Below are 14,642 nucleotides of genomic sequence, written 5' to 3'. Positions count from 1 at the left end.
TCAGGCCCCGGGCCGGCCATCGTCGGCAGTGACTGCGATCGCCTCCTCCACCAGCGACCAGTCGGCCCCGGGTCGGTGCGCACCCTCGCTCAGCACCTGGCGGAAGGCGCGGCCGCCGCGCTGGCCGTGGAACAGGCCGAGCAGGTGGCGGGTGATGTGCTTGAGCTGCGCCCCGCGTGCAAGCTGCGCCTCGACGTAGGGCCGCATCGAACGCAGCACGTCGGCCCGCGTTGAAAGCGCGCCGCCATACCAGGCGACGTCCAGCCGGTGCAGCAGCCACGGATCGTGATACGCGGCGCGGCCGAGCATGGCGCCGTCCACGTGCTCGAGATGGGAGGTCGCTTCGCCTTCGTCGGCAATGCCGCCGTTGACGATGATGGTCAGCTCCGGCCGCTCGCGCTTGAGCGCGTAGGCCCAGTCGTAGCGCAGCGGCGGCACCTCGCGGTTCTCCTTCGGCGACAGGCCCTTCAGCCAGGCATTGCGGGCATGGACCACGAAGCTGCGGCAGCCGGCGCCGGCCACGGTGTCGATGAAGGCGAGAAAGCGCGCGTAGTCGTGGTCGTCATCCACGCCCAGCCGGCACTTCACGGTCACCGGCACGTCGCAGGCGGCGATCATCGCGGCCACGCCGTCGGCGACCAGCGCCGGCTCGCGCATCAGGCAGGCGCCGAAGCGCCCGGCCTGGACCCGGTCGGACGGGCAGCCGCAGTTGAGATTGACCTCGTCGAAGCCGTGTTCGGCAGCGATGCGCGCGGCCTGCGCCAGCAGCGCCGGCTCGCTGCCGCCGAGCTGCAGCGCGACGGGATGTTCGACCGGGTCCATTGCCAGGAGCTTCGCCCGGTCGCCGTGGATCACGGCGTTGGCGTGCACCATCTCCGAGTACAGCCGCGCATGCGGCGCCAGCAGGCGGTGGAAGACGCGGCAATGGCTGTCGGTCCAGTCCATCATCGGCGCGACGGAGAGGCGGATGGAGGCCGCGTAGCGCGATTTATCGCGCAATTCCGGCGACTTGCCTGATTCCTGGTACTGCCCTGCTGCTTTCATCATTCGACCCTGCTGCCACCCCAGGCACCGGCGCCTGAGCTGGACCGCAACAGGGTACCGACGAACCGTTCAATGGCGATAGCCTGCAGGTCCGCTGCAACGGTTCTCGGATAGACTCGGGACAGCCGACGTGACAGGTCCTGTCCGTTTCCCGGGTTCCAGCGATGCACGCCGTTGTGACTTCGCTACGCGATGTACCCGCTCGCGATCCGGGAAACCACGGCTGCCGCACGCACTCTCCGCGCGGTGCCAACCCAACCCTTCCACACCACCTGGCCAGGCATGGCCGCGGGGCGTTCCCGACCGCGCGTGCATTCCAGCCGGGCAACAGCCGAACGAGGCATATGAACAATTCCGTCCTGCGCATGGGCGCCGTCGCCTACGCACCGAAAGTCGTCACCATCTGGGAAGGCTTCAAGGCCTGGTTCGGGGAAAACGACCTCGCCTTCGACTACGTGCTGTATTCGAACTACGAGGCCCTGGTCGAGGCCTTGATGCGCGGCGAGCTGGACTGCGCCTGGAACTCGCCGCTGGCCTTCGTGCGCGCGCAGCGCATGGCCCGCGCCCGCGGCCAGGACGTGGAAGCCATCGTCATGCGCGACACCGACATGGACCTGCAGTCGGTGCTGGTGGTGGCGGCCGGCAGCGACATCACCGATGTCCCGCAGCTCAGGGGCAGGATCGTCGGCTTCGGCGCGGTCGACTCGCCGCAGGCCACGCTGATCCCGCTGGATCACATGCGGCAGCGGGGACTGGTGAAGGAGCGCGACTACAGCGCGCGCCTGTTCGACGTGCTCGGCGGCAAGCACGGCGACCACATCGGCGGCGAGCGCGACGCGGCGCAGGCGATGGTGGCAGGCGACATCGACGCCGCGTGGATGATCGGCCAGAACTACCAGGCCTTCGCCCAGGAGGGCACGCTGCCCGCCGGCGCGACGCGGATCATCGCAACTACCGCCCCGTTCGACCACTGCAACATGACCACGGCCCCCGGCCTGGATCCATCGCTGGTGGCCCGCTTCCGCGAGCTGCTGCTGGGCATGTCCTGGGACGACCCCGAGGTCCGCCCGCTGCTGGAACTCGAAGGGCTCAAGGTCTGGCAGCCCGGCCGCACCAGCGGCTACGCGATCCTCGAGCGCGCGGTGACCGACGAAGGCTTCTACGACAATGCCGGCGCGATCACCGCGCAGGGCTACGACTACTGACCGGGGACCGCCATGAGCCATCTCGACCCGCTTGAATCCATCGTTGACACCGTCATCGCGCCGCGCGCCGCCGAGCTGGACCGCACGGCGAGCTTCCCGCGCGAGGCCATCGATGCCCTGGGCCAGGCCGGCCTGCTCGGCCTCATCAGCGCCACCGACGTCGGCGGCATGGGCCTGGGTCTGGCCGAAGCCACCCAGGTGGTGGAGCGCATCGCCCGCGACTGCCCGGCCACCGCCATGGTGGTGACCATGCATTACGCCGGTACCACGCTGGTGGAAAAGTACGGGCCTGAAGATGTCCGCCGCGACATCGCCGCCGGCCGCCACCTGACCACGCTGGCCTGGTCGGAGAGCGGCTCGCGCAGCCACTTCTGGGCGCCGGTCGGCACCGCCACCGCCGACGGCGATCATGTGCTGCTCAACGCCGGCAAGAGCATGGTCACCGCCGCCGGCGAAGCCGACTCCTACGTCTGGTCGTCGACGCCGGTGGCAGCCGAGGGCGCGAGCACGATCTGGCTGGTGGACCGCCGCCTTGACGGCCTCGGCTCACCCAGGCCTTTCGACGGCCTCGGCCTGCGCGCCAACGCCTCGGCGCCGGTGACGGCGAAGGACGTGCGGCTGCCGCTCGCACGCCGCATGGGCGAGGACGGCCAGGGCCAGGCGATCATGTTCGGCGACGAACTTCCGACCTTCGTCAACCTGATCGCCTCGGTGTCCATCGGGCTGATGGAGGGCGCACTCCAGCGCGCGGTGAAACACGTCACCGCCACCGGCTTCGCCGCCGGCGGCACGCTCGCAGACCTGCCGACGCTGCGCGCGCAGCTGGCACAGGCGCGCAACGCCGTCGACCAGGCCAAGGGCATCCGCGCGATGGCGCTGGCCAGTATCGACGGCGGCGCCGAGGACGCCTTCCTGCGCGTGCTGCAGGTCAAGGCCTGCGCCGCCGAGGCCGCGCTGTCGGTCACCGACACCGCGATGCGCGTCTGCGGCGGCGCCGCGTTCCGCAAGGACGTCGGCATCGAGCGCCTGTTCCGCGACTCGCGCGCAGCGGCGATCATGGCGCCGACCTCGGACGTACTGTTCGATCTCACCGGTCGCCTGATGTGCGGCATGCCGCTGATGGAATGACCGGCCACGGACAGAGCGCAGGCAATGAACGAAGACAGTGACGCCAGGCCGCAGCTCGATGGACGGCGTGTCAACGGACAGCGGGCGGTCGAAGGGCCGCCGGTCGACCTGGCCGCGCTCGGCTTCGACAGCGGCGCGCACCTGCTGGTCAAGCACGCGCTGCAGTCAGTGGCCGTGGGCGGCAATGTCACCGTTCGCGGCAGCGCGCCCGGCTGGCAGGCGCAGCTGGCGGCATGGTGCCGCAGCCAGGGGCACGCGGCCGCGGTGATCGAGCGCGAGCCGGCGCTGATGCGCGTGACCCGCGGCTCGGCGCAGACCGGACGCTGGCGCGACGCCATGGCCACCGGCCACAGCAGCCTCGACGAGGCCGGCGCGATCGCCCCGCATGCGCACGCGCGCTGGGGATTTGCCGCGCGGGGCGCATCGGTGGAAGCAAACGCACCCGCCTTCGACTTCCGCCTCTCCGAACGCGACCAGCTGTGGAACGAGTCGGCTGCGAATCTGTACCGGCAGGCGGTGGCCGCGCAGTGGCAGGCCGACGACATCGACTGGGACAACGCCCCCGAGCCACCCGCCGAGATCGAGGACGCGATCGTCCAGGTGATGACATTCCTGGTCGAAAACGAGAACGCCGCGCTGGTGATCCCGGCGCGCTTTCTGGGGCAGCTGCATCCGCACTACCGCGAGCTGCAGGCCGCGCTCGCGATCCAGATCGCGGACGAAGCCCGGCACATCGACGTGTTCACGCGCCGCATCCGGCGCCACGGCCGCGAGCCGGCGCTGTCCACCGCCGGGGGCCAGGCCTCGCTCAAGAGCCTGCTCGACGAGAAGGACTATTCGGTCGCAAGCTTCCTGCTGTCGGTGCTGGGCGAAGGCACGTTCGTTTCGCTGCTGAAGTTCATCCAGGCCGTGGCGCCCGATCCGCTGACGCGGCAGGTCGCGCGCTACGCGGCGATCGACGAAGCCCGGCACGTCGCGCTCGGCATGTCGCACCTGCTGTACCGCCTGCAGCGCGAACCCGACTTCATCCACCGCCTGGGGCAGGCGGTGGAGGCGCGGCATGACGCGCTGCAGGACACCGGCGGCCTGAACGAGGAAGTATTCGACGCGCTGGTGTTGATGGCGGCGGGCGAACTCACGCCCGAAGCGATCGCGCGCGGCGCGCAGCGCGTGCAGGCGCTGATGAAGGACATGGCCGACAGCCGCTACGCCAAACTGGTGCGGCTGGGCTTCGAGCCGGCGCGCGCGGAGTACCTGTCCAGCCTGCACACGCGGAATTTCATGTAGGTCCGCGCGGCGGCGACATCACTCGGCGCCAGGCAGCGGCCGGTCCCAGTGTGCGTAGCTCTGCTGGATGCCCTGGCGCAGGCGCTTGGCACGCTCGTCGCCGGGTTCGACCCCGAACCCGCGCGCGATCGCCTCCCAGCCGCCATCGCCACGGACCTGCCATGCTTCGATCACGCCGCGGCACGGACGCCCCGACACGCGGGCCAGTGCGCAGGCGTAATAGAGGTCGCCGGGCGTGCGCCCCTCGCCGAGCAACGTTTCCAGCAGCGGCCGCGGCGCGTCGAAATAGCGCTCCAGCTCATCGATGAAGGCCTCCGGGTAGCGCGCCGCGTAGGCGTTGATGTCCGCAAGCCGCGCGTCGACCACCGCGTCGCCGGTGCGCGGCGCCCACGCGGGAGCGGCTTCTGGGGCCGGGGCGGTGGCCTCGGCCGGGGCGGTGGCCTCGGCCGGGGCGGCATCCTGCGCCACCGCGGCTTCGCGCTCCGGGGCGGCAGGTTGCGCCTGGACGGCGCCGTGGGCCGCCATGGTGGCCGCCATCAGCAGGGCTGGCAGGAGGGAAGGCAACAGTACTGGCAGTCGATGGTTCACGCTGGAATCCTCGGTCAGGGCTGGCGGGCGGCGGGCAGCAGGAGATCGTGTTCGCGCCCCGGGAAGACGCGGCCGCGGAGATCGCGCACCTGCAGGACGCCGCCGTGCACCAGCGCATAGCGACGCAGGCCGCCCGTGCCCGGCTCGAGGCTGAGCATCGACCGCTCGAGCTGCCATTCGCCGGTTTCCTCGAAGCTGACGCTGCCATCCAGGGCCACGTACACCTCGACCAGTTCATAACGCTGCTCGCCACGGCGGCGCTCCAGCACCAGCCTGGTATCGATGGCTTCGCAGTCGGCGCAGGGCAGGCTGCCGCGCCATTCGACCGCGTCCTGCCCCGGGGCCAGCCCGGGCAGGCTGTCGTGGCCGGTGGCGGCATCCTCGCGCACGCAGGCGGACAGCAGGCCGGCGAGCAGTAGCGCGAAAGCGGAAGCGTGGGCGCGTGGCATGCGCTGATTGTGCAGCAGCACGGCCGCGCTCGCTGCCCGCGGCCCGGGCGGGAGGGTCAGGCGGCCACGATCAGGCGCAGCGCGGCCGGCAGCTCGCCGGCGGAGGCGAGCGTTCGCAGGCGCGGCGCGTGGGCGGTCGACACGTCGGCCTCGCGCTCGTGGACCCAGGTCAGGTGGTAGGGCACATGCACGCCCCAGCCGCCGAGCTCAAGCACCGGTGCGATGTCGGACCGCAGCGAATTGCCCACCATCACGAACTCCTCCGGCGCAATCGCGAACTCTTCAAGCAGCCGGCGATAGGTCGGCACGTCTTTCTCGCTGACGATCTCGATGCGCCGGAACAGGCTCGACATCCCGGAATCGCGCACCTTGGCCTCCTGGTGGAACAGGTCGCCCTTGGTGATCAGCACGACCGGAAGCCCGGAGGCCACCGTTTCAACGGCTTCGCGCACGCCGGGCAGCAGCTCCACCGGGTGGCGCAGCAGATCCTTGGCCAGCGCGACGATGCGGTGCAGGTCGGTGGCGGTGATGCGGCCTTCGGTGATGTCGATCGCGGCCTCGATCATCGACAGGGCCATGCCCTTCACGCCGTAGCCGAACACCGCGAGATTGGCCTTCTCCACCGCGTACAGGCGTTCGCTGCTGCGGGCTTCGCCGTTGACGTAGCCGGCGATGATGGCTTCGAAGTCAACCTGCGCACGGTCGAAATAGTCCTGGCTGCGCCAGAGGGTGTCGTCGGCGTCGAAGCCGACCATCTTGATGTTGGCCATGGGCCGATTATCCGGGAAAGGCGTGGCGGCGGGCGTCACCGCCGCCACGCACCGGCGACGGCGCGCCCCGTAGAGGCGCGCGCCGCACCGCGGCCGCTTATTCGCCGCCGGCCTTGGCGGCGTGCTCGCGGTATTCGTCGGCGGTCAGTTCACCGTCGGCGTCGGCATCGGCTTCGGCAAACACCGCTGCCAGTGCCGGCAACGCAGCCGATTCATCGCGCGAGATGGTGCCGTTGCCATCCGCATCGACGTCGGCCCAGCCGAGCTGGCGTGCCGCCGGCTGCGCGTCCACGGCCTGCGCGTCCTGCGCAGCGGTGGCCTGGGCATCGCCGGCAACGGCCGTCGGGTCAGCATCCGCCGCCTCGGTGGCGGCCTTCTGCGCATCGCGGACCTCGGGGGTCACTGCGCTCTGGGCAAGGGCCATCGGCATGGCCAGCGCAGCGCCGAGGGCGAGGATGGCGGTGAGCTGCGTGCGTGCATTGTTCATCAGGGGAATCTCCTTGCGGATGCGGGGGCATCCGTCTGTCTGTCGGGTCGGTGGCGCCCGGAGGGCCCGGGGCCACGGCGACACCCTGCCGCGGCAACCATTAACCCCGTGCCCCCCGCGATTCCGGCGTGGACACGGTCTTAACCACTTCGGGCGCGGCAGCGGTTATTGGCGGCGTGCACGCGGACATCGCCTGTCCGATACTGGCGATCCGCCCCCGTCCGGAGACCAACCCGATGAAACTGCACCGCCTTGCCGGCGCCGCCGTGCTTGCCCTGGCCATCACCGCCTGCAACGGCGAGGCGCGGCAGGCCACCGCGCCCGCGGACCTGGATGCACGCGCCACGGACTCCGTTGCTGCCACCGCGGAGCACCCTTTCGAAGTCGATGTCATCGCCGTGTTCGACGAACCCTGGGCCATGTCCTTCCTGCCCGACGGGCGCCTGCTGGTCACCGAGAAGCGGGGGCGCCTGCAGCTGGTCGATGTCGAGAGCGGTGCCACGCATGAGGTCACGGGCACTCCCGCGGTCGCCTATGGCGGCCAGGGCGGCTTCGGCGACGTGCTGCCGCATCCCGAATTCGCCGCGAACGGCATCGTCTATCTCAGCTATGCCGAGGCCGGCCGCGGCGATACGCGCGGCGCGGCGCTGGCGCGGTCGAAGCTCATCCTCGACGACGCCGGCGGCGGGCGGCTTGAAGGCCTCGAGGTGATCTGGCGCCAGGTGCCGAAGGTGTCCGGCGAGGGCCACTACGGCCATCGCATCGCCATCGACGGCGAAGGCACGCTGTGGCTGAGTTCGAGCGAGCGGCAGAAGTTCGATCCCGCCCAGGACATGGCTTCCAACATGGGCAAGATCCTGCGCCTCGCGCAAGACGGCACGCCGGCTGCCGGCAATCCATTCGCCGATGCCGGCGGCGTCGCCGCGGAGGTGTGGTCGCTGGGCCACCGCAACGTGCTTGGCCTCGCCTTCGATGGCGCCGGCCAGCTGTGGGACGTGGAGATGGGCCCCGCCGGCGGCGATGAACTCAATCTCGTCGAACGCGGCGGCAACTATGGTTACCCGACGGTCTCCGACGGCGACCACTACGACGGCCGGCCGATTCCCGACCACGCCACCCGGCCCGACTTCAACGCGCCGGCGGTGAGCTGGACGCCGGTGATCTCGCCCTCGAGCCTGGTGTTCTACAGCGGAAGCGTCTTCCCCGAGTGGCAGGGCAGCGCCTTCATCGGCGGCCTGTCGTCGCAATCGCTGGTGCGGGTCGAGGTCGAAGGCACCCGGGCACGCGAGGCCGAGCGCTTCGACATGGGGCAGCGCATCCGCGAGGTTGAGCAGGGTCCGGAAGGCGGCCTCTGGCTGCTTGAGGACGGCGCACAGGGTCGCCTGCTGAAGCTGCTCCCCGCCGCCGGCGGCTGATCAGGGAAGGACGACGCCGGAGGCGATCTCGCGGCCGTCCTCCAGCACGCGGAAGCCGCGGCTGCCATCGTCCGGCAGCCGCACGGTCTGTGTACAGACCATATGCACTTCGTTGCTGGTGCCCGGCTCGATGGCGGCGAGGCCACCGCGTTTGATACCGCACTGCGTGTTCGGCTCGTCGCCGTCGAAGTCCACTTCGCCGCGCCACGCTCCCGAGATCGCCACGGCACGGCCGCCGTCGGCGGTGGCCAACATGTCGAGCCGGACCGGGATCGAGCGCTTGGCCTGGTAGTCGAGGAGCGGTGGGGCCGGAGTCGCGGCGGCAGGCACCTGCGCCACGTCACCGCAGGCGGCGAGGGCAAGGGGCAACAGCAGCATCGCAACACGACGCGTGAAGGCCCCCGGCCCTGCCGAAGCGACAGTCCCCCAGCCCGCCGTCATGTTCATTGCACCTGCACGCATAGCTGCCATAGTACGGCGCCCCTGTTTGATCCGATACCCGATGACTGCCACTCCGTCCGCCGACCGTACCGATACCGATACCGACCTCGAACAGGCGATCGTCGGGCTCGAGGACGAAATGGCCGACCTCCAGCTCCGCCATCGCGATCTGTTCGCCTACGCCAACGCCTGGGCGGAGCGCCACGATGCGGTCATGCAGCTGGCCCCGCCGCACCTGCATGACGAAACCAGTGCGCGCCTGCGTCGCATCGCCATCCGCTGGGGACTGGCCGACGGCGTGCGCATGACCGCGCAGTTCCCGGCGCTGCGCAAGGCGTGATCGGGACGACCCGGCCGGCGCCGGGCTCGGCGCTCGGGGCTCAGAAATCGACTGCCTGCACGAAGTCGACCAGCAGCTGGCCGAAGATCTCGACCTGGCTCTGGATCTGCGCGGCGTGCTTGCCGTGCAGCACCTCGAAGTCGTAACGCAGGAACGGATCCATCTCGTCGTCCAGCGACATCCGCCCATAGCGGTAGCGGGTGTTGTAGACGTTGGCGACCTGCAGCGTGGTGCCATGTTCAAGATCAAGGCCGACCTGGAGCTGCAGCGAACCGCAACGCCCGTCGTCGCAGTCATAGAAATTGAGATAGGCGGTGAGATCGTTGATCTGGAACCTGATCATCGGATCGCCATGTTCGTCGGCCAGCAGCTCGGGCTGCAGCCCCGGCTCCATGCCCTGCAGCGTCGCCATGGCTTCTTCGCCGGTGACGCCGCGACCGGCATCGGCCAGCGCCGGCGCGGCGGCCAGTGCCAGCAGCGGTGCCAGCAGGCCCGCTCGCAATAGTTTCTTCATGGTGGTCCCCCCTCGGATGGTGCTGAATCCTAGCCTGAACGGGGCTCGGCGCGCGCGTGTCCGGGGCCATCGGCGGCGCCAACGGTGTCATAAGCGCGGCGCACCGCGTCCACGCCGTGCAGCCGCTCCAGGCGGCGGATGGTGAAGTGGCCGCGGGCCATGGCCTGGAAGTGGCGCATGAAAAGCGTATTGAGCGCGGCACCGCTCGCCGCGCCGACCACGGGCACCGCCTGCAGCGCGATCTTGTGGCCGAGGTTGACCGAGAACCGCGAAGCGATGGCCGACAGCAGCTGCACGATCAGCGGCCCGCCCTTGCCGACCAGGCCGTGCACCGCCACGTATTCGGCCGCCGCCGCCACCTGCTGCGCCAGCACTGCGCGCGCGGCGAAGTAGCCCGACTCGGCGCCATCGTCGGCGCTGGCGCGGCCACCCATGGTCAGCACTTCGAAACAGGCGAGCATGGTCGCCGGATCATCCAGCGGCTCGCCCTCGGCGCGCGCGATCCCGGCGATGGAACGCAGGATCAGGGTGGTGGTCAAAGGCAGCTCGACCGCGAGCCCGGCGAAGCCGAACGCACCGCCCACGGCGCCGCTGGTCGCCGCCGCGATGGTGTGACCGCGATTGCGCGGCGCAGACGAGGCCGCGTCCTTGCCCAGCGTCGCCACCGCCATGCGCAGGGACTGCCGCAACGCCGTGCGCACCAGCGCGTTCACCAGCCGCGTCATCGACGCCGGCAGGCGCTTTTCCATCACGTACTCGAGCGGTGCTCCCACCAGGTTGGCCAGCTGTGCCGCCAGCCCCGGGTTCTCAAGCAGCGCCCTGGCCTGCCGCAGTTCCGACAGCGCTGCGGCATCGAGCGCGGCGGGTGCAGCGGGTGCGGCGGGCGACAGGGTTGGGGTCGGCAACGGCGTGGTCATCGGCGCACGTTAGCGCAGGCGGCGTGGTCCCTGCGGCACGGACCCTGTCGCCGCGGGCAGCGCGCGTGCACTCGCGTCCGGCTTGACCCGGCTCAAGGCGCCGCCGCCGTCGCGCCGCCAAGCTGGGTTCCCTGCCAGCGTCGCGGAGCAACGCCCATGAGCCAGCGCCATGAAGTCGCCGCCACGAACCAGGCCGGGCTCCATGCCTGCTTCCTCGGCCCCTACGGCGAGAACGACCAGCTGCTCGAGTCGCTGCTGGTCGAGTTCCTGCGCGACCACGTCTACTGGCGGCGCAACCTGCATCCCGAGGACCTGCCGGCGATCCCGACGGGCGCCAACCGCCTTCCCGACTACGTCGCCTTCGAGTCGCGCCTGCGCCGCGAACTGCACCTGCTGTCGGCGGCGCTCAAGCGCAGCGTGCCCTTCCACAGCCCGCGCTACCTCGGCCACATGGTCAGCGACCTGCTGATCCCGGGCCTGGCGGCGCAGGTACTGGCACTGCCCTACAACCCCAACAACGTCAGCGCCGACGCCGCGCCGATCACCATCGACCTGGAACTCAAGGCCGGCCTGCAGCTGGCGGCGATGATCGGCTGGCCGGCCGACCCCGGGAACGACGATTGCGCCTTCGGCCACCTGACATCCGGCGGCACTCTGGCCAACGTGCAGGGCCTGCGCCTGGCGCTGGCGCTGAAGGCCTTCCCGGTGGCGCTGCGCGCGGCATCGGTGCCGCTGCCCGACCTGCCTGACGACGACTGGGACGCGTTCAACACCGGCCCCGCGGTGGCCACGTCGCTGTTCGCGCAGTGGTGTGCCTGGCGTGACGCCCTGCCGCCGCGCGAACGCGCCGCGTGGCAGCGACGGGTCGACGCCCGGCGCATCGAGACCATGGGCCTGCCCGGCTTCCTCGAGCAGCATCCGCAGCTGTCGACGCCCCGGGTGTTCGCTCCGGCCACCGCGCATTACTCCTGGAGCAAGGGCATGAAGATGCTCGGGCTCGGGCGCGCGCAGCTGGAGCTGATCCCCGGCCGGGCGATGCGCCTGGACGTCGACGCGCTGGAAGAGGCGCTTGACGATTGCCTGCGACGGCGACAGCCGGTGCTGATGGCGGTGGGCGTGCTCGGCAGCACCGAGTTCGGCACCATCGACCCGCTTGACCGCCTGGCCAGCGCACGCGAGCGCATGCAGGCGCGCGGACTTGGCCTGTCACTGCACCTGGACGCCGCCTGGGGTGGCTACCTGGCCTCGCTGTTCCGCGGCGCGGAGGGCGGATTTCGCTCGCTGGCCGAAGTGGGCGCCGGGTTCAGCACCTTCCCGCGGCCGGAAGTGCACGCCGCCTTCGCCGCGATCCCGCGCATGGACTCGGTCACCATCGACCCGCACAAACTCGGCTACCTGCCCTACGGTTCAGGCGCCTTCCTCTGCCGCGACCAGCGCGCGATCGGGCTGCTGGCGGAGGACGCCGACTACGTCTTCGACGGTGCAGCGGCCACCGACTTCTTCCAGCGCCACCGCCAGCTCGGCCGCTACATCCCCGAAGGCTCCAAGCCCGGCGCCAACGCCGCGGCGGTTTATGTCACCCATCGCGTGCTGCCGCTGGACCATGAAAACTTCGGCCGGCTGCCGGCGCAGGGCCTGCACGCGACCGAAGCGTTCATGGACGAGGCCCGCGGCTTCATCGCGCGTATTGCGCCGCTGGCCACCGCCATGGTGCCGTTCGCGCCCGACTGCAACCTGGTGTGCCTGGCGATGAACCCGCGCGGCAACCACGACGTCGCGCGCATGAACCGCTTCATGCGGGGCCTGCACGACACCCTGCGCGCCGATCCGGGGCAGCCGCTCCAGCGCGGCGAGTACTTCGGCTCGATGACCACGCTCCGGCCCGAGGCCATGGGCGCGGCCGACACCGCGCGCGTGCTGCAGGCGCTGGGACTCGCGCCCGGCGCGCTGGTCGACGGCGGCGACGACGACCGCATCGTCGTGCTGCGGCACACGCTGATGAACCCGTTCCTGCTCGATGCCGGCGCCGCCGGCGGCGGCTACATCCGCGGCTATTTCGACTATCTCGAGCGGCTGGTGTCCGCGGTGCTGGCGCCTGCCACGCGTGCGGAGTGCGCCTGAGGCGCCCCGATTGCGCGCCCGGGCAAAGCAGCTCGGCGCGGCTCAGCCGCCGCCGCGGTACTCGGCCACCACGTCCTGCGGCGACGGGTTCGCGCGGGCGCGGCCGTTGACGTAGACCACCGGGATCGGGCCGTTCATCACCGCCGTCACCCGGCGCGCGTCCTCGGCGCTCGCCAGATTGCTGTAGTTGGCGCTGCTGGAGCGGCGGTGCGGGATGCCCTGCGACTCGAGGTGCCGGACGATGGCATCCGCACGCTGGCCGGCATCTTCGGGACAGTTCGCCGGCGCAAACACGACCACGCCGCGCGACGGCAGTCCGTCGGGCATCGGGATCTCGACGAAGCCCCGCGGGCCGGCAGGCCCGGCGGACGCACCTCGCGACGCCACCTGGTCGACCACCGCGCCCAGCCCACCCTCGGGCTTGAGCGCATCCCAGAGCACGAAGGCACCGGCGGCGGCGACGACCATGGCAAGCGTCTTGACCGCGTTCATCCGCGCGGCGCCGGCCTCAGCCGCACTTCGAGTAGCCGCAGTTCAGGCAGGTCGCGCAGCCGTCCATGACCACGACCGCCTTGGTGCTGCACTTGTGGCACATGGTGGCCGACGGCGGGAAGCTGGTGCCGTCGCCGGTGACCGCCACGTCTTCGCCGCTGCGGTCGCGGCCCTGGTCGGCCAGGAGCTCGCCGATCGGGCCGGCCTCGGCGGCGGCTACGTCGGCGTCAGCGTTTTTTTTTGAGCGGGCCTCGTACTGGCGGCGCTTGTCTTCGATCAGCGCGCGCTGCTCCGGGCTCATGTCGGGGTCGTGGATCATGCCGATCGACTTCAGGTGGTCCTCGACGATCGCGCCGAGCTCGGCCACCAGCGACGGCATGTACACGCCGCCGGCCTTGAAGTAGCCGCCGCGCGGATCGAACACCGCCTTCATTTCCTCGACCAGGAAGGTCACGTCGCCGCCCTTGCGGAACACCGCCGACATGATGCGCGTGAGCGCGACGATCCACTGGAAGTGCTCCATCGACTTCGAGTTCACGAATATCTCGAACGGGCGGCGCTGCTCGTGCTCGCTGCCGGCGTTGAGCACGATGTCGTTGATGGTCACGTACATGGCGTGCTCGACCAGCGGCGACTTGATCTTGTAGGTGCTGCCGATCAGCACTTCCGGACGCTCGATGCGCTCGTGCATCTGGATGACTTCGGCCGACGGACGCGCCGCGGCGGGCTCCGGCCCGGCGGCGGCGGGCAGCGCGGCTGCGGCCTTGCGCCCGTCATCGGCGGTGGCGACGGAGTAACCGGTGATTTTCTTTTCGATCCTGACGGCCATGACGCTGTTCCCTGGTATTCGTTGATGCCCGCCTCCCAGCTGTGCTGCGGGGAGGCCGGCGGGTTACTTGCTGGTGGTCTTCCGCGGCGCCACCTTGCGGGCAGCTGCCTTCTTCACGGTGGCCTTCTTCACGGTGGTCTTCTTCACCGCGGCCTGCTTCGTGGCCGCCTTGCCGACGACGGCTTTCTTCGAAACCGTCTTCTTGGCCACCGAGGTCCTGGTCCCGGCCTTCTTTGCCACCGCCTTCTTCGCGGCGGCCTTTTTTACCGCCTTCTTCGCCGCCTTCTTGACCGAGCGCTTGCGCTTGAGCGCGGCCGCTTCGGCCTTTGCACCGGCGCTGGTGGCGGCCAGCGACTGCCTGGCCCCGGCGACGCGCTTGGCCACGGCCTTCTTCGCCGTGCCCGCCGTCTTCGCCACCGCGGTCTTCGCCTTGCCGGCCGTCCTGGTCACGGCCTTTTCGGCCTTGTCCGCGGCCTGCCTGGCCTTCGTCACCGCCGTCGATGCGCGCTTGGAGACCGCACTGCGCACCGTCTTCGCCTTGTCGGCGACGACCTCGGCGGCCGTACCGATCGTCGTCGCGACTCCATTGCCGTTGCTCATCGTTGCTCCCTCGTC

Annotated in this window: 17 protein-coding genes; 6 read left to right on the top strand and 11 right to left on the bottom strand. The window is 70.5% G+C overall.

Features of this window, described 5'->3' with window-relative positions:
- The gene (dusA, locus tag WCE37_RS08450) at positions 1-1,044 is read right to left on the bottom strand and encodes a tRNA dihydrouridine(20/20a) synthase DusA (RefSeq protein WP_343279177.1); all 1,044 of its coding nucleotides are present in this window, start codon (positions 1,042-1,044) and stop codon (positions 1-3) included.
- A gap of 344 nt (positions 1,045-1,388) precedes the next feature.
- On the opposite strand from dusA, the gene WCE37_RS08445 reads away from it, so the two are divergent.
- From WCE37_RS08445 to WCE37_RS08435, 3 genes are read left to right on the top strand one after another with little or no spacing between them, the layout of a single operon-like run.
- A complete protein-coding gene (locus tag WCE37_RS08445; RefSeq protein ID WP_343278960.1) occupies positions 1,389-2,249 on the top strand; it encodes a phosphate/phosphite/phosphonate ABC transporter substrate-binding protein in 861 nt (286 codons plus the stop codon).
- Positions 2,250-2,261: 12 nt separating this feature from the next.
- Positions 2,262-3,377 carry an acyl-CoA dehydrogenase family protein gene (locus WCE37_RS08440; RefSeq protein WP_343278959.1) on the top strand — a complete coding sequence of 372 codons (1,116 nt, stop codon included), beginning with the start codon at positions 2,262-2,264 and terminating at the stop codon, positions 3,375-3,377.
- 24 nt (positions 3,378-3,401) lie between these two features.
- Positions 3,402-4,664 carry a ferritin-like domain-containing protein gene (locus WCE37_RS08435; RefSeq protein ID WP_343278958.1) on the top strand — a complete coding sequence of 421 codons (1,263 nt, stop codon included), beginning with the start codon at positions 3,402-3,404 and terminating at the stop codon, positions 4,662-4,664.
- An 18-nt stretch (positions 4,665-4,682) separates the two neighbouring features.
- Here the strand turns inward: WCE37_RS08435 and WCE37_RS08430 are convergent, their stop codons facing one another.
- From WCE37_RS08430 to WCE37_RS08415, 4 genes are all read right to left on the bottom strand, one after another.
- Positions 4,683-5,252: a hypothetical protein gene (locus WCE37_RS08430; RefSeq protein WP_343278957.1), complete on the bottom strand. Its 570-nt coding sequence runs from the start codon at positions 5,250-5,252 to the stop codon at positions 4,683-4,685.
- A gap of 14 nt (positions 5,253-5,266) precedes the next feature.
- Positions 5,267-5,701, bottom strand: a complete 435-nt coding sequence (locus WCE37_RS08425) for a copper resistance protein NlpE N-terminal domain-containing protein (RefSeq protein ID WP_343278956.1) — start codon at positions 5,699-5,701, stop codon at positions 5,267-5,269.
- Positions 5,702-5,757: 56 nt separating this feature from the next.
- Positions 5,758-6,471, bottom strand: a complete 714-nt coding sequence (locus tag WCE37_RS08420) for an HAD family hydrolase (protein ID WP_343278955.1) — start codon at positions 6,469-6,471, stop codon at positions 5,758-5,760.
- 97 nt (positions 6,472-6,568) lie between these two features.
- Positions 6,569-6,958 (bottom strand): EF-hand domain-containing protein, encoded by a 390-nt coding sequence (locus tag WCE37_RS08415; protein WP_343278953.1) that lies wholly within the window; start codon positions 6,956-6,958, stop codon positions 6,569-6,571.
- A 236-nt stretch (positions 6,959-7,194) separates the two neighbouring features.
- Between WCE37_RS08415 and WCE37_RS08410 the strand changes: the two genes are divergently transcribed.
- The gene (locus tag WCE37_RS08410; protein ID WP_343278952.1) at positions 7,195-8,373 is read left to right on the top strand and encodes a PQQ-dependent sugar dehydrogenase; all 1,179 of its coding nucleotides are present in this window, start codon (positions 7,195-7,197) and stop codon (positions 8,371-8,373) included.
- Here WCE37_RS08410 and WCE37_RS08405 read toward each other — a convergent pair whose 3' ends face one another.
- Positions 8,374-8,751, bottom strand: coding sequence for a hypothetical protein (locus tag WCE37_RS08405; protein WP_343278951.1), 378 nt, complete (start codon positions 8,749-8,751; stop codon positions 8,374-8,376). It abuts the gene before it with no gap.
- Between the two features lie 124 nt (positions 8,752-8,875).
- Here WCE37_RS08405 and WCE37_RS08400 point away from each other — a divergent pair, with 124 nt between their 5' ends.
- On the top strand, positions 8,876-9,154 hold the full coding sequence (locus WCE37_RS08400) for a hypothetical protein (RefSeq protein WP_343255160.1): 279 nt from the start codon (positions 8,876-8,878) through the stop codon (positions 9,152-9,154).
- 40 nt (positions 9,155-9,194) lie between these two features.
- Here the strand turns inward: WCE37_RS08400 and WCE37_RS08395 are convergent, their stop codons facing one another.
- Together WCE37_RS08395 and WCE37_RS08390 are read right to left on the bottom strand one after the other, a co-directional pair.
- Positions 9,195-9,668, bottom strand: a complete 474-nt coding sequence (locus WCE37_RS08395; RefSeq protein WP_343278950.1) for a YbjN domain-containing protein — start codon at positions 9,666-9,668, stop codon at positions 9,195-9,197.
- A 29-nt stretch (positions 9,669-9,697) separates the two neighbouring features.
- Positions 9,698-10,585 (bottom strand): EcsC family protein, encoded by an 888-nt coding sequence (locus WCE37_RS08390; protein ID WP_343278949.1) that lies wholly within the window; start codon positions 10,583-10,585, stop codon positions 9,698-9,700.
- 156 nt (positions 10,586-10,741) lie between these two features.
- Between WCE37_RS08390 and WCE37_RS08385 the strand changes: the two genes are divergently transcribed.
- Positions 10,742-12,706, top strand: a complete 1,965-nt coding sequence (locus WCE37_RS08385) for a pyridoxal-dependent decarboxylase (RefSeq protein WP_343278948.1) — start codon at positions 10,742-10,744, stop codon at positions 12,704-12,706.
- A 42-nt stretch (positions 12,707-12,748) separates the two neighbouring features.
- Here the strand turns inward: WCE37_RS08385 and WCE37_RS08380 are convergent, their stop codons facing one another.
- The 3 genes from WCE37_RS08380 to WCE37_RS08370 all read right to left on the bottom strand — a co-directional run bounded on the left by WCE37_RS08380 (position 12,749) and on the right by WCE37_RS08370 (position 14,627).
- Positions 12,749-13,198, bottom strand: a complete 450-nt coding sequence (locus tag WCE37_RS08380; protein WP_343255156.1) for a hypothetical protein — start codon at positions 13,196-13,198, stop codon at positions 12,749-12,751.
- A 16-nt stretch (positions 13,199-13,214) separates the two neighbouring features.
- Entirely contained in the window at positions 13,215-14,027 is an 813-nt protein-coding gene (locus tag WCE37_RS08375) for an NrdJb (RefSeq protein WP_343278947.1), read from the bottom strand.
- A 63-nt stretch (positions 14,028-14,090) separates the two neighbouring features.
- Positions 14,091-14,627: a hypothetical protein gene (locus WCE37_RS08370; protein WP_343278946.1), complete on the bottom strand. Its 537-nt coding sequence runs from the start codon at positions 14,625-14,627 to the stop codon at positions 14,091-14,093.
- Positions 14,628-14,642: the final 15 nt, after the last annotated feature.

The organism is Luteimonas sp. MJ250 (assembly GCF_039548455.1).
Taxonomy (GTDB): Bacteria; Pseudomonadota; Gammaproteobacteria; order Xanthomonadales; family Xanthomonadaceae; genus Luteimonas.
This window is presented reverse-complemented; position numbering and strand designations above follow the sequence as displayed.

Excerpts from the sequence above, each read along its gene's own strand:
- dusA (WP_343279177.1), bottom strand. The coding sequence starts at position 1,044 with ATGAAAGCAGCAGGGCAGTACCAGGAATCAGGCAAGTCGCCGGAATTG.
- WCE37_RS08445 (WP_343278960.1), top strand. The coding sequence starts at position 1,389 with ATGAACAATTCCGTCCTGCGCATGGGCGCCGTCGCCTACGCACCGAAA.
- WCE37_RS08440 (WP_343278959.1), top strand. The coding sequence starts at position 2,262 with ATGAGCCATCTCGACCCGCTTGAATCCATCGTTGACACCGTCATCGCG.
- WCE37_RS08435 (WP_343278958.1), top strand. The coding sequence starts at position 3,402 with ATGAACGAAGACAGTGACGCCAGGCCGCAGCTCGATGGACGGCGTGTC.
- WCE37_RS08425 (WP_343278956.1), bottom strand. The coding sequence starts at position 5,701 with ATGCCACGCGCCCACGCTTCCGCTTTCGCGCTACTGCTCGCCGGCCTG.
- WCE37_RS08420 (WP_343278955.1), bottom strand. The coding sequence starts at position 6,471 with ATGGCCAACATCAAGATGGTCGGCTTCGACGCCGACGACACCCTCTGG.
- WCE37_RS08415 (WP_343278953.1), bottom strand. The coding sequence starts at position 6,958 with ATGAACAATGCACGCACGCAGCTCACCGCCATCCTCGCCCTCGGCGCT.
- WCE37_RS08410 (WP_343278952.1), top strand. The coding sequence starts at position 7,195 with ATGAAACTGCACCGCCTTGCCGGCGCCGCCGTGCTTGCCCTGGCCATC.
- WCE37_RS08405 (WP_343278951.1), bottom strand. The coding sequence starts at position 8,751 with ATGCTGCTGTTGCCCCTTGCCCTCGCCGCCTGCGGTGACGTGGCGCAG.
- WCE37_RS08400 (WP_343255160.1), top strand. The coding sequence starts at position 8,876 with ATGACTGCCACTCCGTCCGCCGACCGTACCGATACCGATACCGACCTC.
- WCE37_RS08395 (WP_343278950.1), bottom strand. The coding sequence starts at position 9,668 with ATGAAGAAACTATTGCGAGCGGGCCTGCTGGCACCGCTGCTGGCACTG.
- WCE37_RS08390 (WP_343278949.1), bottom strand. The coding sequence starts at position 10,585 with ATGACCACGCCGTTGCCGACCCCAACCCTGTCGCCCGCCGCACCCGCT.
- WCE37_RS08385 (WP_343278948.1), top strand. The coding sequence starts at position 10,742 with ATGAGCCAGCGCCATGAAGTCGCCGCCACGAACCAGGCCGGGCTCCAT.
- WCE37_RS08380 (WP_343255156.1), bottom strand. The coding sequence starts at position 13,198 with ATGAACGCGGTCAAGACGCTTGCCATGGTCGTCGCCGCCGCCGGTGCC.
- WCE37_RS08375 (WP_343278947.1), bottom strand. The coding sequence starts at position 14,027 with ATGGCCGTCAGGATCGAAAAGAAAATCACCGGTTACTCCGTCGCCACC.
- WCE37_RS08370 (WP_343278946.1), bottom strand. The coding sequence starts at position 14,627 with ATGAGCAACGGCAATGGAGTCGCGACGACGATCGGTACGGCCGCCGAG.